General features: G+C 68.1%; 11 protein-coding genes and 1 tRNA gene. 6 read left to right on the top strand and 6 right to left on the bottom strand.

Features of this window, described 5'->3' with window-relative positions; genetic code table 11:
• Window positions 1–9 precede the first annotated feature (9 nt).
• Window positions 10–954, bottom strand: a complete 945-nt coding sequence (locus AB6806_RS13355) for a PfkB family carbohydrate kinase (RefSeq protein ID WP_370954742.1) — start codon at window positions 952–954, stop codon at window positions 10–12.
• Between the two features lie 74 nt (window positions 955–1,028).
• Here AB6806_RS13355 and AB6806_RS13350 point away from each other — a divergent pair, with 74 nt between their 5' ends.
• The 6 genes from AB6806_RS13350 (at window position 1,029) to AB6806_RS13325 (ending at window position 10,434) form a co-directional block, all read left to right on the top strand.
• On the top strand, window positions 1,029–1,787 hold the full coding sequence (locus AB6806_RS13350) for a GntR family transcriptional regulator (protein WP_248311121.1): 759 nt from the start codon (window positions 1,029–1,031) through the stop codon (window positions 1,785–1,787).
• A 187-nt stretch (window positions 1,788–1,974) separates the two neighbouring features.
• The gene (locus AB6806_RS13345) at window positions 1,975–2,583 is read left to right on the top strand and encodes a helix-turn-helix transcriptional regulator (RefSeq protein WP_162720126.1); all 609 of its coding nucleotides are present in this window, start codon (window positions 1,975–1,977) and stop codon (window positions 2,581–2,583) included.
• A gap of 765 nt (window positions 2,584–3,348) precedes the next feature.
• Window positions 3,349–4,134 carry an IclR family transcriptional regulator gene (locus AB6806_RS13340; RefSeq protein ID WP_112763065.1) on the top strand — a complete coding sequence of 262 codons (786 nt, stop codon included), beginning with the start codon at window positions 3,349–3,351 and terminating at the stop codon, window positions 4,132–4,134.
• Window positions 4,131–7,979, top strand: coding sequence for a hydantoinase B/oxoprolinase family protein (locus tag AB6806_RS13335; RefSeq protein WP_142019884.1), 3,849 nt, complete (start codon window positions 4,131–4,133; stop codon window positions 7,977–7,979). The genes AB6806_RS13340 and AB6806_RS13335 overlap by 4 nt, the downstream gene beginning before the upstream one ends.
• A gap of 54 nt (window positions 7,980–8,033) precedes the next feature.
• A complete protein-coding gene (locus AB6806_RS13330; RefSeq protein ID WP_051987644.1) occupies window positions 8,034–9,701 on the top strand; it encodes an OPT/YSL family transporter in 1,668 nt (555 codons plus the stop codon).
• A gap of 61 nt (window positions 9,702–9,762) precedes the next feature.
• Window positions 9,763–10,434: an AroM family protein gene (locus tag AB6806_RS13325; protein WP_370954741.1), complete on the top strand. Its 672-nt coding sequence runs from the start codon at window positions 9,763–9,765 to the stop codon at window positions 10,432–10,434.
• Window positions 10,435–10,602: 168 nt separating this feature from the next.
• Here AB6806_RS13325 and AB6806_RS13320 read toward each other — a convergent pair.
• The 5 genes from AB6806_RS13320 to AB6806_RS13300 form a co-directional block, all read right to left on the bottom strand.
• Window positions 10,603–10,677 (bottom strand) — tRNA-Thr (locus AB6806_RS13320).
• Between the two features lie 111 nt (window positions 10,678–10,788).
• Entirely contained in the window at window positions 10,789–11,496 is a 708-nt protein-coding gene (gene pdeM, locus AB6806_RS13315) for a ligase-associated DNA damage response endonuclease PdeM (protein ID WP_370954740.1), read from the bottom strand.
• On the bottom strand, window positions 11,493–13,979 hold the full coding sequence (locus AB6806_RS13310; RefSeq protein WP_142019890.1) for a ligase-associated DNA damage response DEXH box helicase: 2,487 nt from the start codon (window positions 13,977–13,979) through the stop codon (window positions 11,493–11,495). The genes pdeM and AB6806_RS13310 overlap by 4 nt, the downstream gene beginning before the upstream one ends.
• A 77-nt stretch (window positions 13,980–14,056) precedes the next feature.
• On the bottom strand, window positions 14,057–14,806 hold the full coding sequence (locus AB6806_RS13305; RefSeq protein ID WP_112763060.1) for an SDR family NAD(P)-dependent oxidoreductase: 750 nt from the start codon (window positions 14,804–14,806) through the stop codon (window positions 14,057–14,059).
• Window positions 14,807–15,044: 238 nt separating this feature from the next.
• Window positions 15,045–16,004: a methyltransferase domain-containing protein gene (locus AB6806_RS13300; protein WP_142019892.1), complete on the bottom strand. Its 960-nt coding sequence runs from the start codon at window positions 16,002–16,004 to the stop codon at window positions 15,045–15,047.
• Between the last annotated feature and the right edge of the window lie 15 nt (window positions 16,005–16,019).

Below are 16,019 nucleotides of genomic sequence, written 5' to 3'. Positions count from 1 at the left end.
ATCGCTCGATCAGCTCTTGCCGAGCAGCGCCCGAATGGCCTCGCCTGTCGGCAAGGCGTCGAACACGCCATGGCGTGTTGTCGTCAGCGCCCCGGCCGCGGCAGCCAGCCGCAGAGCCTCGGCGAGGCCGTGTTTCCGGGCTAGGCTGACGCCAAGCGTCGCGGCGAAGGCATCCCCCGCGCCGAGCGCATCGACGGTGGCGACGGCGATGCCGGCCTGCGAGAGCGCCGCTCCGTCGCGGGGGGCGGCGACGGCACCGGCAGCGCCCCGCGTCATGACGACGAGGTCGGGCCCCAGCGCCATGATGGCCGGCGCCAGCGTGCCCGCGAAGTGGGCGGGATCGACCGTGATGGCCGGGTCGTGGCCGATGGCGGCGGCAAGGTCTCCGGCTTCGGTTTCGTTGACGATGAGGATGCTGGTCCGCTGCAGGATTTCAGGAGTGACCGGCCGGAACGGCGAGGGGTTGAGCAATGTCGGGACGCCGGCCCGCCGGGCGATGTCGAAGGTTTCGGCAACCGCCTCGTCGGAGGTCTCGAATTGTGCCAATGCGAGAGCCGCGCCGGCGATGGCGCCGGCGCGTTCGCGGATATGCGCGCGGGTGATCGCGAAATTGACGCCGCTGGCGATCGCCACGCTGGTCTCGCCGCGGGGGTCGATGAAGCCGACGCCACTGCCGGTCGGCCCGGCGATCTCGACGAGCATGGCCTGCGGCAGATCGGCGCGTTGCAGCGCCGGAGCGGCGAAGGCCGCGGCCAGATCGTCGCCGATGGCGAGGAGCCCATCGACCGTCATGCCGAGCCGTCGGGCCATGATCGCGAGATTGAGGCCCTTGCCGCCGGGTTCGATCGTTACGATTTCGGCAGCGAGCGCCTCGCCGGGGCGCGGCACGCGCGGCACTGTTGCCGTGCAGGCAACCACGAAGCTTCCGAGCACGAAGACAGGCCGGTCGGTCATGGCGTTTGATTTCCCCGCTCGACTGCTGCTACCCGGGTTGTGCCACACTCATGCAACCATCGACAGAGCTTGAATTGCCTACGCCCAAGCCGGTGTTCCAGGACCTGCTGGACCTACGCGACGACACGGCCAAACCGCTTTATCAGCAGTTGGAAGACCAGCTGACGCGGCTGATCGGCGACGGCACCTTGCCGCCTGGCACGACGCTGCCGGCCGAACGGCAATTGGCCGAGCGGCTGAAGATCAGCCGCACCACCGTGCAGCGCTCGTACAACGCCTTGCGGGAAAGGAAGCTGCTCAGCGCGCAGGGGCGCCTGGGCTCCATCGTGCAGGGGCCGGGGCCGCGTCTGCACCCCGGCATGGACCGGCTGAAGGGCTTCACCGAGGAGATGCGCGAGCTGGGGCGCGTTCCGTCGTCGCGCATTCTCGAACGGGAGATCGTGAACGACCGCTCCATCGCTTCGATCTTCGGCCACTCCTCGCATATCGATCTCCTCAAGCTCGTGCGCGTCCGCTCGGGCGACGGGATGCCGATGTCGCGCGAGATCGCCTGGTACAATCTCGAGCGGGCTCCCGGGCTGGCGCAGGCCGATCTCAGCGGCTCGGTCTATGCGATGCTGGCCGATCTCGGAGCGCCTCTCATCCGCTGCGACCAGACGATCGAGGCGGCTGCGCCGACGCCGGAAGAATGCGCGATCTTCGGCTTCGAGAGGCCGGTTCCGTGCCTGCTGATCAAGCGCCGCAGCTATGGCGCCGATGGCGAGATGCTGGAATATGTCGAGGGCCTGTTCCGCGGCGACAGCTACACTTACCGGCTCTCGCTCCATATTTGACGGCGGCGGCAGGTCGCTCGCATTTTAATCAGTCCAATACCAGTCCAAAAAACAGCATCCGCTTTGAACCTGCTCGCATTCCGGCGCGACGAAGGAATGCGGACGCGCGCTCTGCCCGCCCCGGCTGGATGAACCGGCCGCTGCGGGGGCGTCGCGACGATCCGAGACAACAGGGATGGATGTTTCGATGTCGCTCCACTTCTCGGTTTCCAGCCACGCGAATTACCCGCCCCTTTCGGCGCGCCGCGAGACCATGCCTGAACCCGCCTGCCATGCCTCGAAACCCGTTTTCGTCATCGATGCCAATCTGAACATCCAGTTCAGCAACCGCGGCGCCCGGGCCCTGTCAGGCGAGGGGCTCGGCGCCCCCGACCGCTTCACCGCCGCCGACAAGGAATTCATGGCGCGGCTCCATTCCTGGCTGAAGCGCTGCCGCACCGGCAGCATGGCCGGAGAGACGCGGCTGCCGCTGGCGCTCCGCTGCGGCCGGCAGGTCGCGATCGACGCCGTTCATCTCGAAAGCATCGACCTCTTCGTCCTTTCGGTCGACGATCCCGAGGTTGCCATGGGCCGCAAGCTCGATCAGGTCGCGGAAGCCTGTGGGCTGACGCCGACCGAGGAGCGCATGCTGGCATTGATCGTCGAGGGGCTCGACACCATCGTCGCGGCCAAGCGCCTGGGCATCGCCCCGACCACCGCCCGCACCCATCTCCAGCGCCTCTTCGCCAAGACCGGCACTGCCCGCCAGAGCGAGCTCGTCCGCTTCGTCGCCACCTATGTCGAGGAGCCGCGCTGAGCGTGCTGCCGGTGTTCGTTATGACGCGGACATAGGACGCGCCCCTCCCTTCTCCCCTTGCGGGAGAAGGGGCCCGGCAGGGTCGATGGTATCGGGCGCTGACGATCAAGGTTGAGAGCCCCCTCATCCGTCAGCGCTTCGCGCTGCCACCTTCTCCCGCAAGGGGAGAAGGGAAGAGGCAAACTTATCCCCGCCCTTCCGCCCCATGCCTATTCTCGCCTCGTCGCAGCCGACCGAGGGGCTTCGCGAGGCATCGTGCGGCCGGATGGGATTGCGGGTTTCGCGCTCCCGGGCCGTTGCGGGTCCGCTGGATCGCCGCGCGTCCGACAGGACGCGATCACGGTGATCCTCTCTTTGGTGGCGCGGAGGTGCCGACTTCGCACGGGCCGAACAGGCAGGCCCCCGCCCTTGTCGGGCGTCATCAAGCGAGGCGGACCCCCAGATACCCGTGCGCGGGGCCGGGCAGCGCGAGGTCGTCGCTGTTCGACATCATCGACATCGGCACGCAGCCGTCGACTGCGAACGCCGCCAGGCTCCGCGCATCCCTCGGATGTTGAAGCCCGAAAACCCCGCAGGCGAGGCCTGGACGGGGTTTTCGGTGCGCGACTTGCCGGGTGCCCGAGGCCGCGATGCCCAACCCGGCGGTCGCCCCATCTTTCAGCGATCCGAGCCGCCGCGTCCGATTGACGCTGCGCCCGTTCGGTGCCATGTTTCTATTAATGGAACTTAAGTTCCATTTTTTGGAACATTTTCTGAGGCGTGCGAATGTCGATCTTGTCGGCGGCTGCGGATGTGCTTCGTTGCTTTTCCAGCACGCGGCACGATGTCACCGTCACGGATCTCGTCACGCTGCTGGGCATGCCGAAGAGCAACGCCTCGCGCCTGCTCAGGGCGATGCGGGACGAGGGGCTCCTGGAAACGGTCGGCGACAGCAAGCGCTACCGTCCGGCCGTGCTGCTCTGCCGGGTTGGCCAGTTCTATCGTTTCGCCGCATCGTTGGTTGACCGTAGCGATGCGGTTGTCCGCCGCATCTCCGACGCGGTTGGCCATACCGGCTATATCAGCGTGCGTCGCGGCGCCGAGGTGATGGGCGTGACCGCCCATTCCGGCCGACATGCGCTCAGGGTCGTCACGACGATCGGCGATGGCTTGCCCGCCTTCGCCTCCAGCACCGGGCGCGCCCTGCTGGCCCGGCTGAGCGACGACGAGGTCCGGGCGCTCTATCCGAATGGGCTCGTCCCGCCCTCGGTCACCGCCCCGCAGGATATCGACGACCTGCTCGCCCGCCTCGCGCTGACCCGCCGCGAGGGCTATGCCGAATCCGACGACGAGGCGGTGCGCGGGGTGCATGCCGTCTCGGTCGCCGTCGGGGATCCCGAGACGGGCGACGAGGTCGCGCTCTGCATTTCCTTTCCGGCCGCCATCGTCGAGCCGGCCGAGCGCCTCGCCATCATCCGATCGCTGGGAGAGGGGGCCGCCGAGATCGCGGCCCTGACCCAGGACAAGCGCTTCTATCCCTTGAACCTTTCCATCGCGGAGACCGCTCCATGAGCAATCGTTGGCGTATCGGCTTCGACATCGGCGGCACCTTCACCGATTTCATCCTCTACGATTCGCAGGAGCGCTCCGTCCGCCTGCACAAGCGCCTGACCACGCCGCATGACCCCTCCGAAGCGGCGCTGATCGGTCTCGGTGAACTCGTCGAGATGGCCGGAATCACGCTCGCCGATGTCGGCGACATCGTCCACGGCACGACGCTGGTCACCAATGCCGTGATCGAGCGCAAGGGCTCGAAGCTCGGCCTGATCACCACCAAGGGGTTCCGCGACATCCTCGAGATGGGGACGGAGCAGCGCTACGACATTTACGATCTGTTCCTGACCTTCCCCGATCCGCTGGTCTCGCGCGAACATCGCCTCGAAGTGGCCGAGCGCATGGATCGCGACGGCCAGGTCGTCACCGCGCTCGACGCGGACGCCGTGCGCAAGGCCGCCCGCGAGCTCGAAGCCGCCGGCTGCGAGGCGATCGCGGTCTGCTTCCTCAACAGCTACCGCAACCCCGCTCACGAGCAGGAAGCCGGCCGGATCGTCCGCGAAACCTGTCCGGAGCTGACCGTTTCGCTATCGAGCGAGGTCGTCGCCGAGATCTGGGAGTACCAGCGCTTCGTCACCACGGCGGCCAATGCCTATGTCCAGCCGCTGATGCGCCGCTACCTGCAGCGGCTGGAGCGCGAGCTCGCGGCCCGCGCCTTCACCGGTGCGCTCCGCCTGATGCATTCGGCCGGCGGCCTCGTCTCGCCCGAGACGGCGCGCACCTTCCCGATTCGCCTGCTCGAAAGCGGCCCGGCTGGCGGCGGCCTCGCCACGGCCCTGTTCGGCGAGCTCGCCGGCCATAAGGACGTGATCTCCTTCGACATGGGCGGCACCACCGCCAAGGCCTGCATGATCGAGGACGGCCGCGCCGAGATCGCGCCGATGCTGGAAGCCGGCCGCGTCAACCGCTTTGCCAAGGGCTCCGGCCTGCCGATCAAGGCGCCCGTCATCGACATGATCGAGATCGGCGCCGGCGGTGGCTCGATCGCCGCGATCGACGAGGTCGGCCTGCTCAAGGTCGGTCCGCATTCGGCCGGCTCCGACCCCGGCCCGGCCTGCTACGGCATGGGCGGCACCAAGCCGACCGTGACCGACGCCAATCTCGTGCTCGGCTATTACGATCCCGGCTTCTTCCTGGGCGGACGCATGGCGCTCGACCTTGAGGCGGCGCGCAAGGCCGTCTCGACCGTCGCTGCGCCGCTCGGCCTCTCGATCGAGGAAGCCGCCTGGGGCATCCACAAGGTCGTGGTCGAGAGCATGGGCGCTGCCGCCCGCGTCCATCTCGTCGAGAAGGGCAAGGATCCCCGCCATTACGCCATGGTCGGTTTCGGCGGTGCCGGTCCGGCCCATGCCGTCGACGTCGCCCGCGTTCTCGGCGTCAAGCAGGTCATCATCCCGCCGGCTTCGGGTGCGGCCTCCGCGCTCGGCTTCCTCGCCGCGCCGCTCTCCTTCGACATGGTGCGCTCGTTGCCGGTCGAGTTCTCGGAAGGCTTCGATGCGGCCGCCGTCAATGCCGTTCTCCGCGATCTCGAAGTCGAAGGCCGCAAGCACCTGACCGAGGCCGGCGTGAAGTCCGGCGACGTCACGGTCGAGCGCACGGCCGATATGCGCCTCGTCGGCCAGATGCACGACATCTCCGTGCCGCTGCCGGGCGGCACCATCGATGCGTCGAGCCTGGAGGCCATCCGCGCGGCGTTCAGCAAGGCTTATTCCGCCCGCTACACCTCGGTCTACGAAGGCGCCCGGCTGGAGGCGATCAACTTCCGCGTCCGCTGCGCCGGCCCGGTGCCGACGCTCTCGCTCTCGGGCGCGGCCGGTGGCGGCGATGCCAAGAACAAGATCAAGGGCACCCGCAAGGCCTGGTTTGAAGGCGGCTGGAGCGAGGCGACCGTCTATGACCGCTATGCGCTCCGCTCCGGCGACACCGTCACGGGGCCGGCAATCATCGAGGAGCGCGAGGCGACCACGATCGTGCCGCCCGGCGACAGCGTCGCCATCGACGATGTCCTGAACCTCATCGTCCATGTCGCCCAGCCGAATGCGGCCGAGACGACGATCACCGCCGATATGCCGCTGGTCGAGGCCGCGCGCCGGATCGAGGCCGATCCGATCTCGCTCGAGATCATGTGGAGCCGCATGATCAACGTCGTCGAGGAGATGTGGCTGACGGTCTGCCGCACCGCCTTCTCGCTGGTGATCTCGGAAGCGCAGGATTTCGCCTGCGAACTGCTCGACCCCGAAGGCGAGACGCTGGCGCATTCGCCCCGCGCCATGCCGGTGTTCAACCTGACGCTGCCGCGCGCGGTCAAGGCGCTCCTGGAGCGCTATCCGGCCGAGACGCTGAAGCCCGGCGACGTCCTCATCACCAACGATCCCTGGCTCTGCGCCGGCCATCTCTTCGACATCGCGGTGGTGACGCCGGTCTTCCTCGGCAACCGCGTCGTCGGCCTGATGGGCACGGTCGGCCATGTCTCGGATATCGGCGGCACCAAGGATTCGCTCCGGGCCCGCGAGATCTACGAGGAGGGCTTCCAGATTCCGCCGATGAAGCTCTACGAGGCCGGCCGGATCAACGAGACGCTGGTGCGCCTGCTGGCCGAGAACGTGCGCAATTCCGAGCAGGTGCTCGGCGACCTGCACTCCTTCGTCGCGGCCAACGCCATCGGCGCCGAGCGCCTGCAGTCCTTCCTCACCGATTACGGCATGCAGGATCTACGCGCGCTCGCCCATGTCGTGCAGAGCCGTTCCGAGAAGGCGATGCGCGACGCCATCCGCTCCATTCCGGACGGCATCTATCACGGCACCGCCTCGAACAACCCGCTGGGCACGCCGATGCATTATCCGCTGGCGCTGACGGTGAAGGACGACACGATCCATCTCGACTTCGCCGGCGCCCCGCCGCAGCTGCCGCAGGGCGGCCTCAACTGCACGCTCAACTACACGATGGCGCATGCGACCTATCCGCTGAAATGCATGCTGACGCCGAATGTCCGCGGCAATGCCGGCTGCTACCGCGCCTTCACGGTCGAGGCCCCGAAGGGCTCGATCCTGAACTGCGACAAGCCGCTGGCGGTCAACCTGCGCACCCGCACCGGCTGGTATCTGGCGCCGAACATCTTCCGCGCCTTGTCGGAAGCGGCGCCGAAGCAGGTCCAGGCCTTCACCGGCCTGCCGGTGGCGGCGAGTGTCTATGGCCGGGACTCGGCCGGCGACACCTATTCCGACATGCTCTTCTGCGGCGGCGGCCAGGGCGGTTCGGCCCAGGGCGACGGCAAGTCGGGCCTGCTCTACCCGACCTCCGCTGCGAACACCTCGATCGAGACCTTCGAATCGCGGGTTCCGGTGCTGGTGGTCGAGAAGGCCTATCTCACCGATTCCGGCGGCGCCGGTCAGCATCGCGGCGGCCTCGGCCAGCGCGTGCGTTTGCGCAAGCTTTCGGATGACGGGCTGCCGACGCTGGTCTCGCTCTATCCGGAGGGTGTCAACAACCCGATTCCCGGCCTGTTCGGCGGCAAGGCCGGTGGCGGGGCTTCCGGCCGGGTGATCGACGAGCAGGGCCATGTCCTGAAGGACGTCGGCACCGGCGAGCTCGTCCAGGTCCGCCAGCCGCAGGAGATCGTCGAGCTCGTGCTCGCTGGTGGCGCCGGCTACGGCCCGGCCTCCGAGCGCTCGCGGGAGGCGATCGCCCGCGACATCGCGCTGGGGCTGGTCTCTCCGGATGCGGCCAAGCGCGATTACGGCGTGCAGGGAGCGCATGCCACGCAGGATGTGGGCGAGGCCAAGGCCGGCATCCTTGTTGCCTGACGGCAGACATCGAGATTGACAACAGCCCGACAGGGGCAATGAGGGGACTGAGGCATGACACACCAAAACAACGGAGTGCCTCAGCGGCACCCGAGTCTGTTCGAGCCGGCGACACTGGCGTTGATCGCCATTCTCTGCGTCTTCGGCTCGATCATCGGCATGCAGCTTCTGGTGTCGCTCGGCATCACCGCGAACACCTCGCTGATCGGTGCGCTGGCGGCGATGGCGCTGGCGCGGGTGCCGCTTGCCATGTTCGCCCGCTACCGCTCGATCCATGTGCAGAACCTGGCTCAGAGCGCGATCTCCTCGGCCACCTTCGGCGCTGCGAACAGCCTGCTCCTGCCGGTCGGCATTCCCTGGCTGCTCAATCGGCCGGATCTGGTGCTGCCGATGCTGGCCGGCGCCTTCTTCGCCATGCTGCTCGACGGCTATCTGCTTTACCGGATGTTCGATTCCCGCGTCTTCCCGGCCCAGGGCGCCTGGCCGCCGGGCGTCGCCGCCGCCGAGGCGATCAAGGCCGGCGACGAGGGCGGGCGGAAGGCGGCGCTGATGGGCGTCGGCTTCCTCACCGGCGTGGTCGTCTCCTTCGTCAAGGTGCCGCTGGCCTGGATCGGCTTCGCCGGCTCGACGGCGGTGAGCGGCATTCCGATGTCGGCCTTCGGCGTCGCCTTCATCGGCAATGTCTGGGCGCTGACGATGTTCGGCATCGGCCTGCTGCTGCGCGGCTATTCCGGCCAGCTCTTCGGCGGCCCGCTCTTCGAGACCATCATCCCCAAGGGGGATCTGATGGCCGCCTATATTCCGCACGGCTTCATGATCGGCGCCGGCCTCGTCGCCCTGATCCAGGTCGGAATGCTGCTCTTCAAGCGTGGCGAGACATCCGGGGCTGCCAAAGAGGGCGTCACCGACACCGAAGTCCGCCGCGCGCTCGGCCTCGGCACCATCGGCTATCTCGTCATCGCGGTCTTCATCGCGCTGGTCGGCGGGCTGATCAGCGACATGTCGATCGGCATGCTGATCCTGTTCGTGCTCTACGCCGCCTTCGCGGCCTATGTGCATGAATTGATCGTCGGCCTCGCCGCGATGCATTCCGGCTGGTTCCCGGCCTTCGCGGTGGCGCTGATCACGCTGATCATCGGCATGCTCATCGGCTTCCCGATGCCGGCGCTGGCGCTGCTGGTCGGCTTCTCGGCGGCGACCGGCCCGGCTTTCGCCGATATGGGCTACGACCTCAAGGCCGGCTACATCCTGCGCGGCCACGGCGTCGATCCGGCCTTCGAGCGCGAAGGCCGCCGCCAGCAGCTCTTCGCCGCGATGTTCGCCTTCGTCATCGCCGGCATCGTGGTGCTGTTCTCCTACCAGTCCTATTTCGACCGGAACCTCGTGGCGCCCGTCGACAAGGTCTATGCCGCGACGATCAAGGCCGGTGTGGCGCCGGGCGTCGCCTGGCAGTTGTTCCTCTGGGCCATCCCCGGCGCGATCCTGCAGTTCATCGGCGGGCCGAAGCGGCAGATCGGCGTGCTCTTCGCCACCGGCCTGCTGATCAGCTTTCCGATGGCGGGCTGGGCGGTGCTGGCGGGCATCGTCTGCCGGCTGATCTGGGAGAAGCTGCGCGGCGACAGCGGCGAGGGCGACATGGAGGTCTTTGCCGCCGGCATCATCGCCGGCGACGCGATCTTCTCGTTCTTCGATTCGGTCATCAAGAACGTCACCAAGCCCTGACCAAAACAGGCCCCGGGACCAGCATCCCGGGGCCTTTCGCGTCCGGAAGAGGATCATCGCCATGGGCAAGCTTGGAACGCTCACCATCGGGCAGGCGCCGCGCGCCGACATCACCCCGATTCTCGATGCGGTGCTGGACGCCGGTCTTCCGCGCATCCATGCCGGCGTGCTCGATGGCCTCGGCCGCGATGAGATCGCGCGGGATTTCACCCCGCTTCCCGGCAAGGCCCCGCTGATCACCCGCCTGCTGGACGGCTCCTCGGTCGTGATCGATCGCGCCCGCACGGAAGCTGCCGCCCAGCACAAGCTCGACGCTCTGGAAGCCGCGGGCTGCACCACCATCCTGATGTTGTGCACCGGGCATTTCGAGAAGCTTTCGACCCGAAAGGCCCGCTTCATCGAGCCCGACCGCATCCTGCCGCCGACGGTGGCGGCGCTGGTGCGCGGCGCGCGGCTCGGCATCATCGTGCCGCTCGTCGAGCAGATCGACAGCGAGGCCGGCAAATGGGCCGGTCTCGATCCAGCGCCGCTCTACGCGGCCGCCTCGCCCTATCGAGGCGATCTCGACGCCGTCGCCGCCGCCGCTCGGGACCTCCGCGACCGGGGCGCCGAAATCTTGCTGATGGATTGCATGGGTTTCGTCGAAAGCCATCGGCGGGCGGCCGCGGCGGCGGGGCTGCCGGTCATTCTATCGAACAGCCTGGTGTCCAAGCTCGTCTCGGAATTGGTCTGAGTCGAAGCCTGCTGTGCTTCGACAGCCTCCGCCGCCGATGCTCGGGCTTGACCGCAGCATCGGCGATGATGTCCGGAGCCGGCCGGGCTTATGCCAGTCGATCGCGCATTGAGCCCGCATGCTCGCCGGCCGACGTCATGTGAGGTGTTTTGCTCTTCGAGAGCCGGCTGGTGCTGCCAGAGAGGATTGAACTCTCGACCTCTCCCTTACCAAGGGAGTGCTCTACCACTGAGCTACGGCAGCAGGATCGTCAGCCAAGTCGCGCTGGGTCGTCCCGGAGGGCGGCTGCGGCGCGGCATCGTTGCGAAGCGGCGCCCTGATGCCATAAGCGCGGGGCGGACGCAACCCGCTCTCTCAATCCGGCAGCAATAACCGTGGATCAATTCGGAAAAGACGGCCGTCGCCGATGAGATGCGCGCTGAGCCGCCCGCCGAACAACGGCCGGAAAGCGGCGTCCCGCAGGTTGAGCCCGCCGGCATAGGCGCCCATCGCCGGCATCACGCAGCGGCGCGTCGACAGCGCGAAGCAGCGCCGCCGGACCGCCCGCCCGCGCATCCTGACCTTGGCGGCAGGGTGCAGATGCCCGGCGATCTCGTAGCCGTTCTCGGCCGGATCGGGCTCGTGGCGCAGCGTCACGCCGGCGAGGCTGATCTCTGCCGCGCTTTCGCCGCCGACGCGGTGGCTGATCGACGGGTCGTGGTTGCCGGTGATCCAGAGCCAGTCGCGGCCTTGCTGCAGCAGGTGCAGCGCAGCGAGCGTCTGCGGTGCGAGCCGCTCCTCGGCCTGCCGGTCGTGGAAGGAGTCACCGAGCGCGATCACGCGCGCCGGCTGATGGCGCAGGATCGCGTGGCCAAGTGCGGCCAGTGTCGCGCTCGAATCATAGGGCGGCAGCATCACGCCGCGCGCCGCATAGGCCGAGCCTTTTTCCAGATGCAGGTCCGCGACGACGAGCGTGCGCTCCTCCGGCAGCCAGAGCGCGCCCGAAATGTCCGGCACGAGCGCGAGCCGGCCCAGCATGAAGGCCTTGTCCGTTGTCGCCAGCGCTGCGGCTGCAACCGTCACGCCATCGCCTCTTCCGTCAGCATCGCCTCTGCCTCCGCCAGGATCTCGTCGGCCGCCTCGCCGAAGACCGCCTCGCGCCCGATCTCGAGCATCACCGAGACGCCGAGCGGCGAAACATGATCGAGCGGCTGATGCACGATTCGGCCGCTGATCCGTGTCAGCATCTCACCAAGCCGGCGAATGTCGAGCAGGCCCGTCGCCGCATCGGCTCGCGCGGCCTTGAGCAGGATATGGTCGGGCTCGTGCCGGCGCAGCACGTCGTAGACGAGATCGGTCGAGATCGTCACCTGCCGGCCGCTCTTCTCCTGGCCGGGATAGCGCCGCTCGATCAGGCCGCCGATGATGGCGCAGGAGCGGAAGGTGCGCTTCATCAGGGCCGATTCCGCCATCCACTCCTCGAGATCGTCGCCGAGCATGTCCTGCGCGAACAAGTCGTCGAGATCGAGCGCGCCGCGCGCGATCGCCGCCGTCATGTCGCCGAGCGTCCAGCAGGCCATGCCGTAATCGTTGCAGACGAAGCCGAGCGGGCGCATCCGGGCGCGCTCCAAACGGCGCGTCAGCAGCATGCCGAGCGTCTGGTGCGCGAGGCGGCCCTCGAACGGATAGGCGACGAGATAGAAGCGGCCGCCGCGCGGGAAGGTCTCGACCAGCAATTCGCCGGGCTTGGGCAGCCGTGATTTCAGCTTCTGCGCATGCAGCCAGGCGGAAACCTCCTCCGGCAGCGTATGCCAGAGGTTCGGTGAGGCGAGCATGGCGCGCACGCGTTCGGCCAGGAAGGTCGAGAGCGGAAACTTGCCGCCGTCATAGGAGGGGATTTTCGGATCGGTGCCGGCGGTGGCGCGCGAGCAGACCGCCTCGTTCTCGACGATGCCCTCGAAGCGCAGGACTTCGCCGGCGAAGACGAAGGTGTCGCCCGGCACCATGGTCTCGGCGAAATACTCCTCGATCTCGCCGAGCACGCGGCCGCCGCGCGTGATCATGCCGGGCTGTCCAGGCCTGCCGGCGCGCGCCCGGCCGAGCCTGACCTTCAGCATCGTCGCCTCGACGATGGTGCCGACATTCATCCGGTATTGCTGGATGACGCGGGCATTGCTGGCGCGCCACAGACCGGCCTTGTCCTGCCGGAGCTTGGCGAAACGCTCATAGCTCTTCAGCGCATAGCCGCCGGTCGCGACGAAATTGACGACCGCGTCGAAATCCGCGCGGGCAAGCCCGGCGTAAGGGGATGCCGTGAGGACTTCCTCATAGAGCGCATCCGCCTGGAAGCCGTCCGAGCAGGCGACGCCGAGCACATGCTGGGCGAGCACGTCGAGCGCGCCAATGCGCGGCGGCGGGGTGTCCTGCGCGGCCTCGTGGACGGCCTCCAGCGCGGCGCGGCACTCCAGCAGCTCGAAACGGTTGGAGGGCACCAGCAGCGCCTCGGAGGGCTCGTCCATGCGATGGTTGGAGCGGCCGATGCGCTGGATCAGGCGGCTCGCCCCCTTCGGTGCGCCGAGATTGACGACGAGGTCGACATCGCCCCAGTCGATGCCGAGATCGAGCGTCGCGGTGCAGACCACGGCCTTGAGCCGCCCATCCGCCATCGCGGCCTCGACCTTGCGGCGCTGCTGGGCGTCGAGCGAGCCGTGATGCAGCGCGATCGGCAGGTTGTCGTCGTTCAGGTTCCACAAGGCCTGGAAGGCGAATTCCGCCTGCATGCGCGTGTTGACGAAGACCAGCGTCAGCTTGTGCGTGCGGATCGCCTCGTAGACCTCGGCCATCGCGTGCAGGGTCGTATGGCCGGCGATCGGCAGGCGCCGCTGCGTATCGAGGATGCCGATGCGCGGCTTCGCCCCGCCCGCGACCGTGACCAGCCCGGCCGGCGTCTCGCTGCCGCCGAGATAGCGTTGGAGATCGGCGGGCTCGCGCACCGTCGCCGAGAGGCCGACGGCCGAGACCTGCGGCGCCAGCGCCTTCAGCCGCGCGAGATCGAGCGAAAGCAGGTCGCCGCGCTTGGAGGTGACGAGCGCGTGCAACTCGTCGAGCACGATGCGGCGCAAGGATGAGAAGAACGGCGCGGCGTCGCGGTGGGAGACGAGCAGCGCGAGCTGCTCCGGCGTCGTCAGCAGGATATCGGGTGGGCGCTGGATCTGGCGTGTGCGCTTGGCGGCGGAGGTGTCGCCGGTGCGCGTCTCGATTGTGATCGGCAATCCCATCTCGCGCACGGGCGCTTCAAGATTGCGGGCGATATCGACGGCGAGCGCCTTCAGCGGCGAGATGTAGAGCGTGTGCAACCCGTCATGCCGGCCGCCGCGCTCTGCGAGCTCGACCAGCGAAGGCAGGAAGCCGGCGAGCGTCTTGCCGGCGCCGGTCGGCGCCACCAGCAGCGTCGAGCGCCCGGCGCGTGCCTCTTCCAGCAAGGCGAGCTGATGCGGCCGCACGCTCCAGCCGCGGCTGGCGAACCAGGCCTCGAAGGCGGGAGGGAGCGGGGAGGGCGCGGCCATGCCGGCCGAAGATAGGGGGTAGCTCAGGAGAACGAAAGGAGAATAACGCGTTGTGGCGGCTCGTCGCCGATTCGCGATCAGGGGCCTACGAGCTGCCCCCCATCGACAACAACGGTCTGGGCCGTGACCCAGCTGGCCTTGTCGGAGGCAAGGAAGAGCGCGACCGCGGCGACCTCCTCGGGCTTTCCCATGCGGCCGAAGGGGATGTTGGCCAGCGTCGCCTGATAGAGCTCGGGATTCGATGTCTTTCGATCTTCCCAAGAGCCGCCTGGGAATTCGATCGAGCCCGGCGCGACGCAATTGACCCGAATGCCTTTCCGCGACAGCATCTTCGCTTGGCTGGCGGTGTAATGCATGACCGCCGCCTTGATCGCGCCGTAAGGTGCCGAGCGCGACGAGGCTCGCAGAGCCGAGATCGACGAAATATTGACGATCGACGAACCCGGTTTCATGTGCGGGATGGCTGCATGGCTCCCGCGGACGACCGCCATCATGTCGATGTTGAAGGACGCGGCCCAACCCTCGTCGTCATCCGAATGGCCGAAGCCCGATGCGTTGTTGACCAGGATGTCGAGACCGCCGAGAGCCTTCACTGCCTCCGGCACATAGGTCGCGATCGCCTCCGCGTCGGCGAGGTCGACACAGGCGGCGTGAGCTGTGACTCCGAGCGCCTCGATCTCCCGGCGCGTCGCTTCCAGCGGCCCCGCGCCCCGGGCGCAGATCGAAACGGACGCGCCGCCTGCTGCAAAGCCCAGCGCGATGGAGCGCCCGATGCCACGGCTGCCACCCATCACGATCACGCGCTTGCCGGTGAATTCCTTGGCCATGCGGGCACTCCCATTGAGACGATGTGTGGATGTCCCTATTGCTCAGGCGAAAGCCGCCGCTTCAAGGGCCGTCAATGTGTATACGGAGTTGCACGGCCTGCGGGCGAGGATGCCCGTCTTCGGGCGATCCGCTTTCGCGAGATTCTGCGCCTGCCCGCCATCCGGTCGCTGAAACCGGCGCGATCCAGCTGTTTGGACGGCCCGGGAAATGCCGGGGGTCATCCCCGGCGGGATGCCTTCACCGCCGCTCCGCCACGACCAGCAGCCCCGGCACGGGCACGCCGCGATCCTGCCGCGTGCTGGCGGGCTCGACGAGTAGGGGGGTAAGCCCCGCTTCCCCCAGCCGCTCCCGCAGCCAGCCTTCCGCATGCGCGAACCGCCTGTCATCGCCGACGACCACGCCCTCGCCCGCATGACTCTGCACCGTGAAGGCGAAGAGCCCGCCGGTCGGCAGCACCCGCGCGCTCTGGGCGAAGCTCGGCGCGAGTTCGCCGAGATAGACGAAGACGTCCGCCGCGATCACCAGATCGGCCGACTGGTCCGGGCGGCTCGCCAGGAAGGCGGTCAGCCCGGCGACGGCGAGCTTGTCGTAGAGCGGCGCGCCATCCTCCCGCGTCTTGACCTGGGCCCGCGCGATCATGCGCGGCGAGAGATCGCAGCCGGCGAGGAAACCGCTCTCGGTGCGGATCGCCTCGCCCATCAGCCCGGTGCCGCAGCCGAGATCGTAGACGGTGTCGAACCGGAAGGGCCGCGCGGCGTTGTCGCAGCAGCGCCGCAGCGCATCCTTCAGCAGAGCAGGGGCATTGTAGTGCAGGGTCTGGGTCAGGTGGCTGTCGAAGCGCTCGGCGTAACCGTCGAACAGAGCGCCGGAGAAATTCTCCGAGGTCGCCTCCTCGGCCGGCATGGCGCCGATGCGGGCGAGGTCGAGCCTGGCGCCGAAATGGTCGTTGGGGTCGAGGTCGAGGCATTGTCGCCAGGCCGTGGCGGCGTCCTCCCTGTGCCCGAGCGCCTCCTTGGCGAGGCCGTAGAGATGCCAGGCAGCGGTAAAGTGATAGGCCCCGGCCAAGGTCTGGTCGAGGATCTCGACGGCCGCTTGCGCGTCGCCCTCCTTGAGCGCGGCTTCCGCCCAGGCGTAGCGTCGGTCGAGCATCGGATCGCCGGAGCTGGAATGATGCGTGGTCTGGCCGGTCTCGCTCATGCCAGCCGGTCTAGC

The sequence above is a fragment of the Allobosea sp. RCC_152_1 genome, from assembly GCF_041360765.1.
GTDB classification, from domain to species: domain Bacteria; phylum Pseudomonadota; class Alphaproteobacteria; order Rhizobiales; family Beijerinckiaceae; genus Allobosea; species Allobosea spartocytisi.
This window is presented reverse-complemented; position numbering and strand designations above follow the sequence as displayed.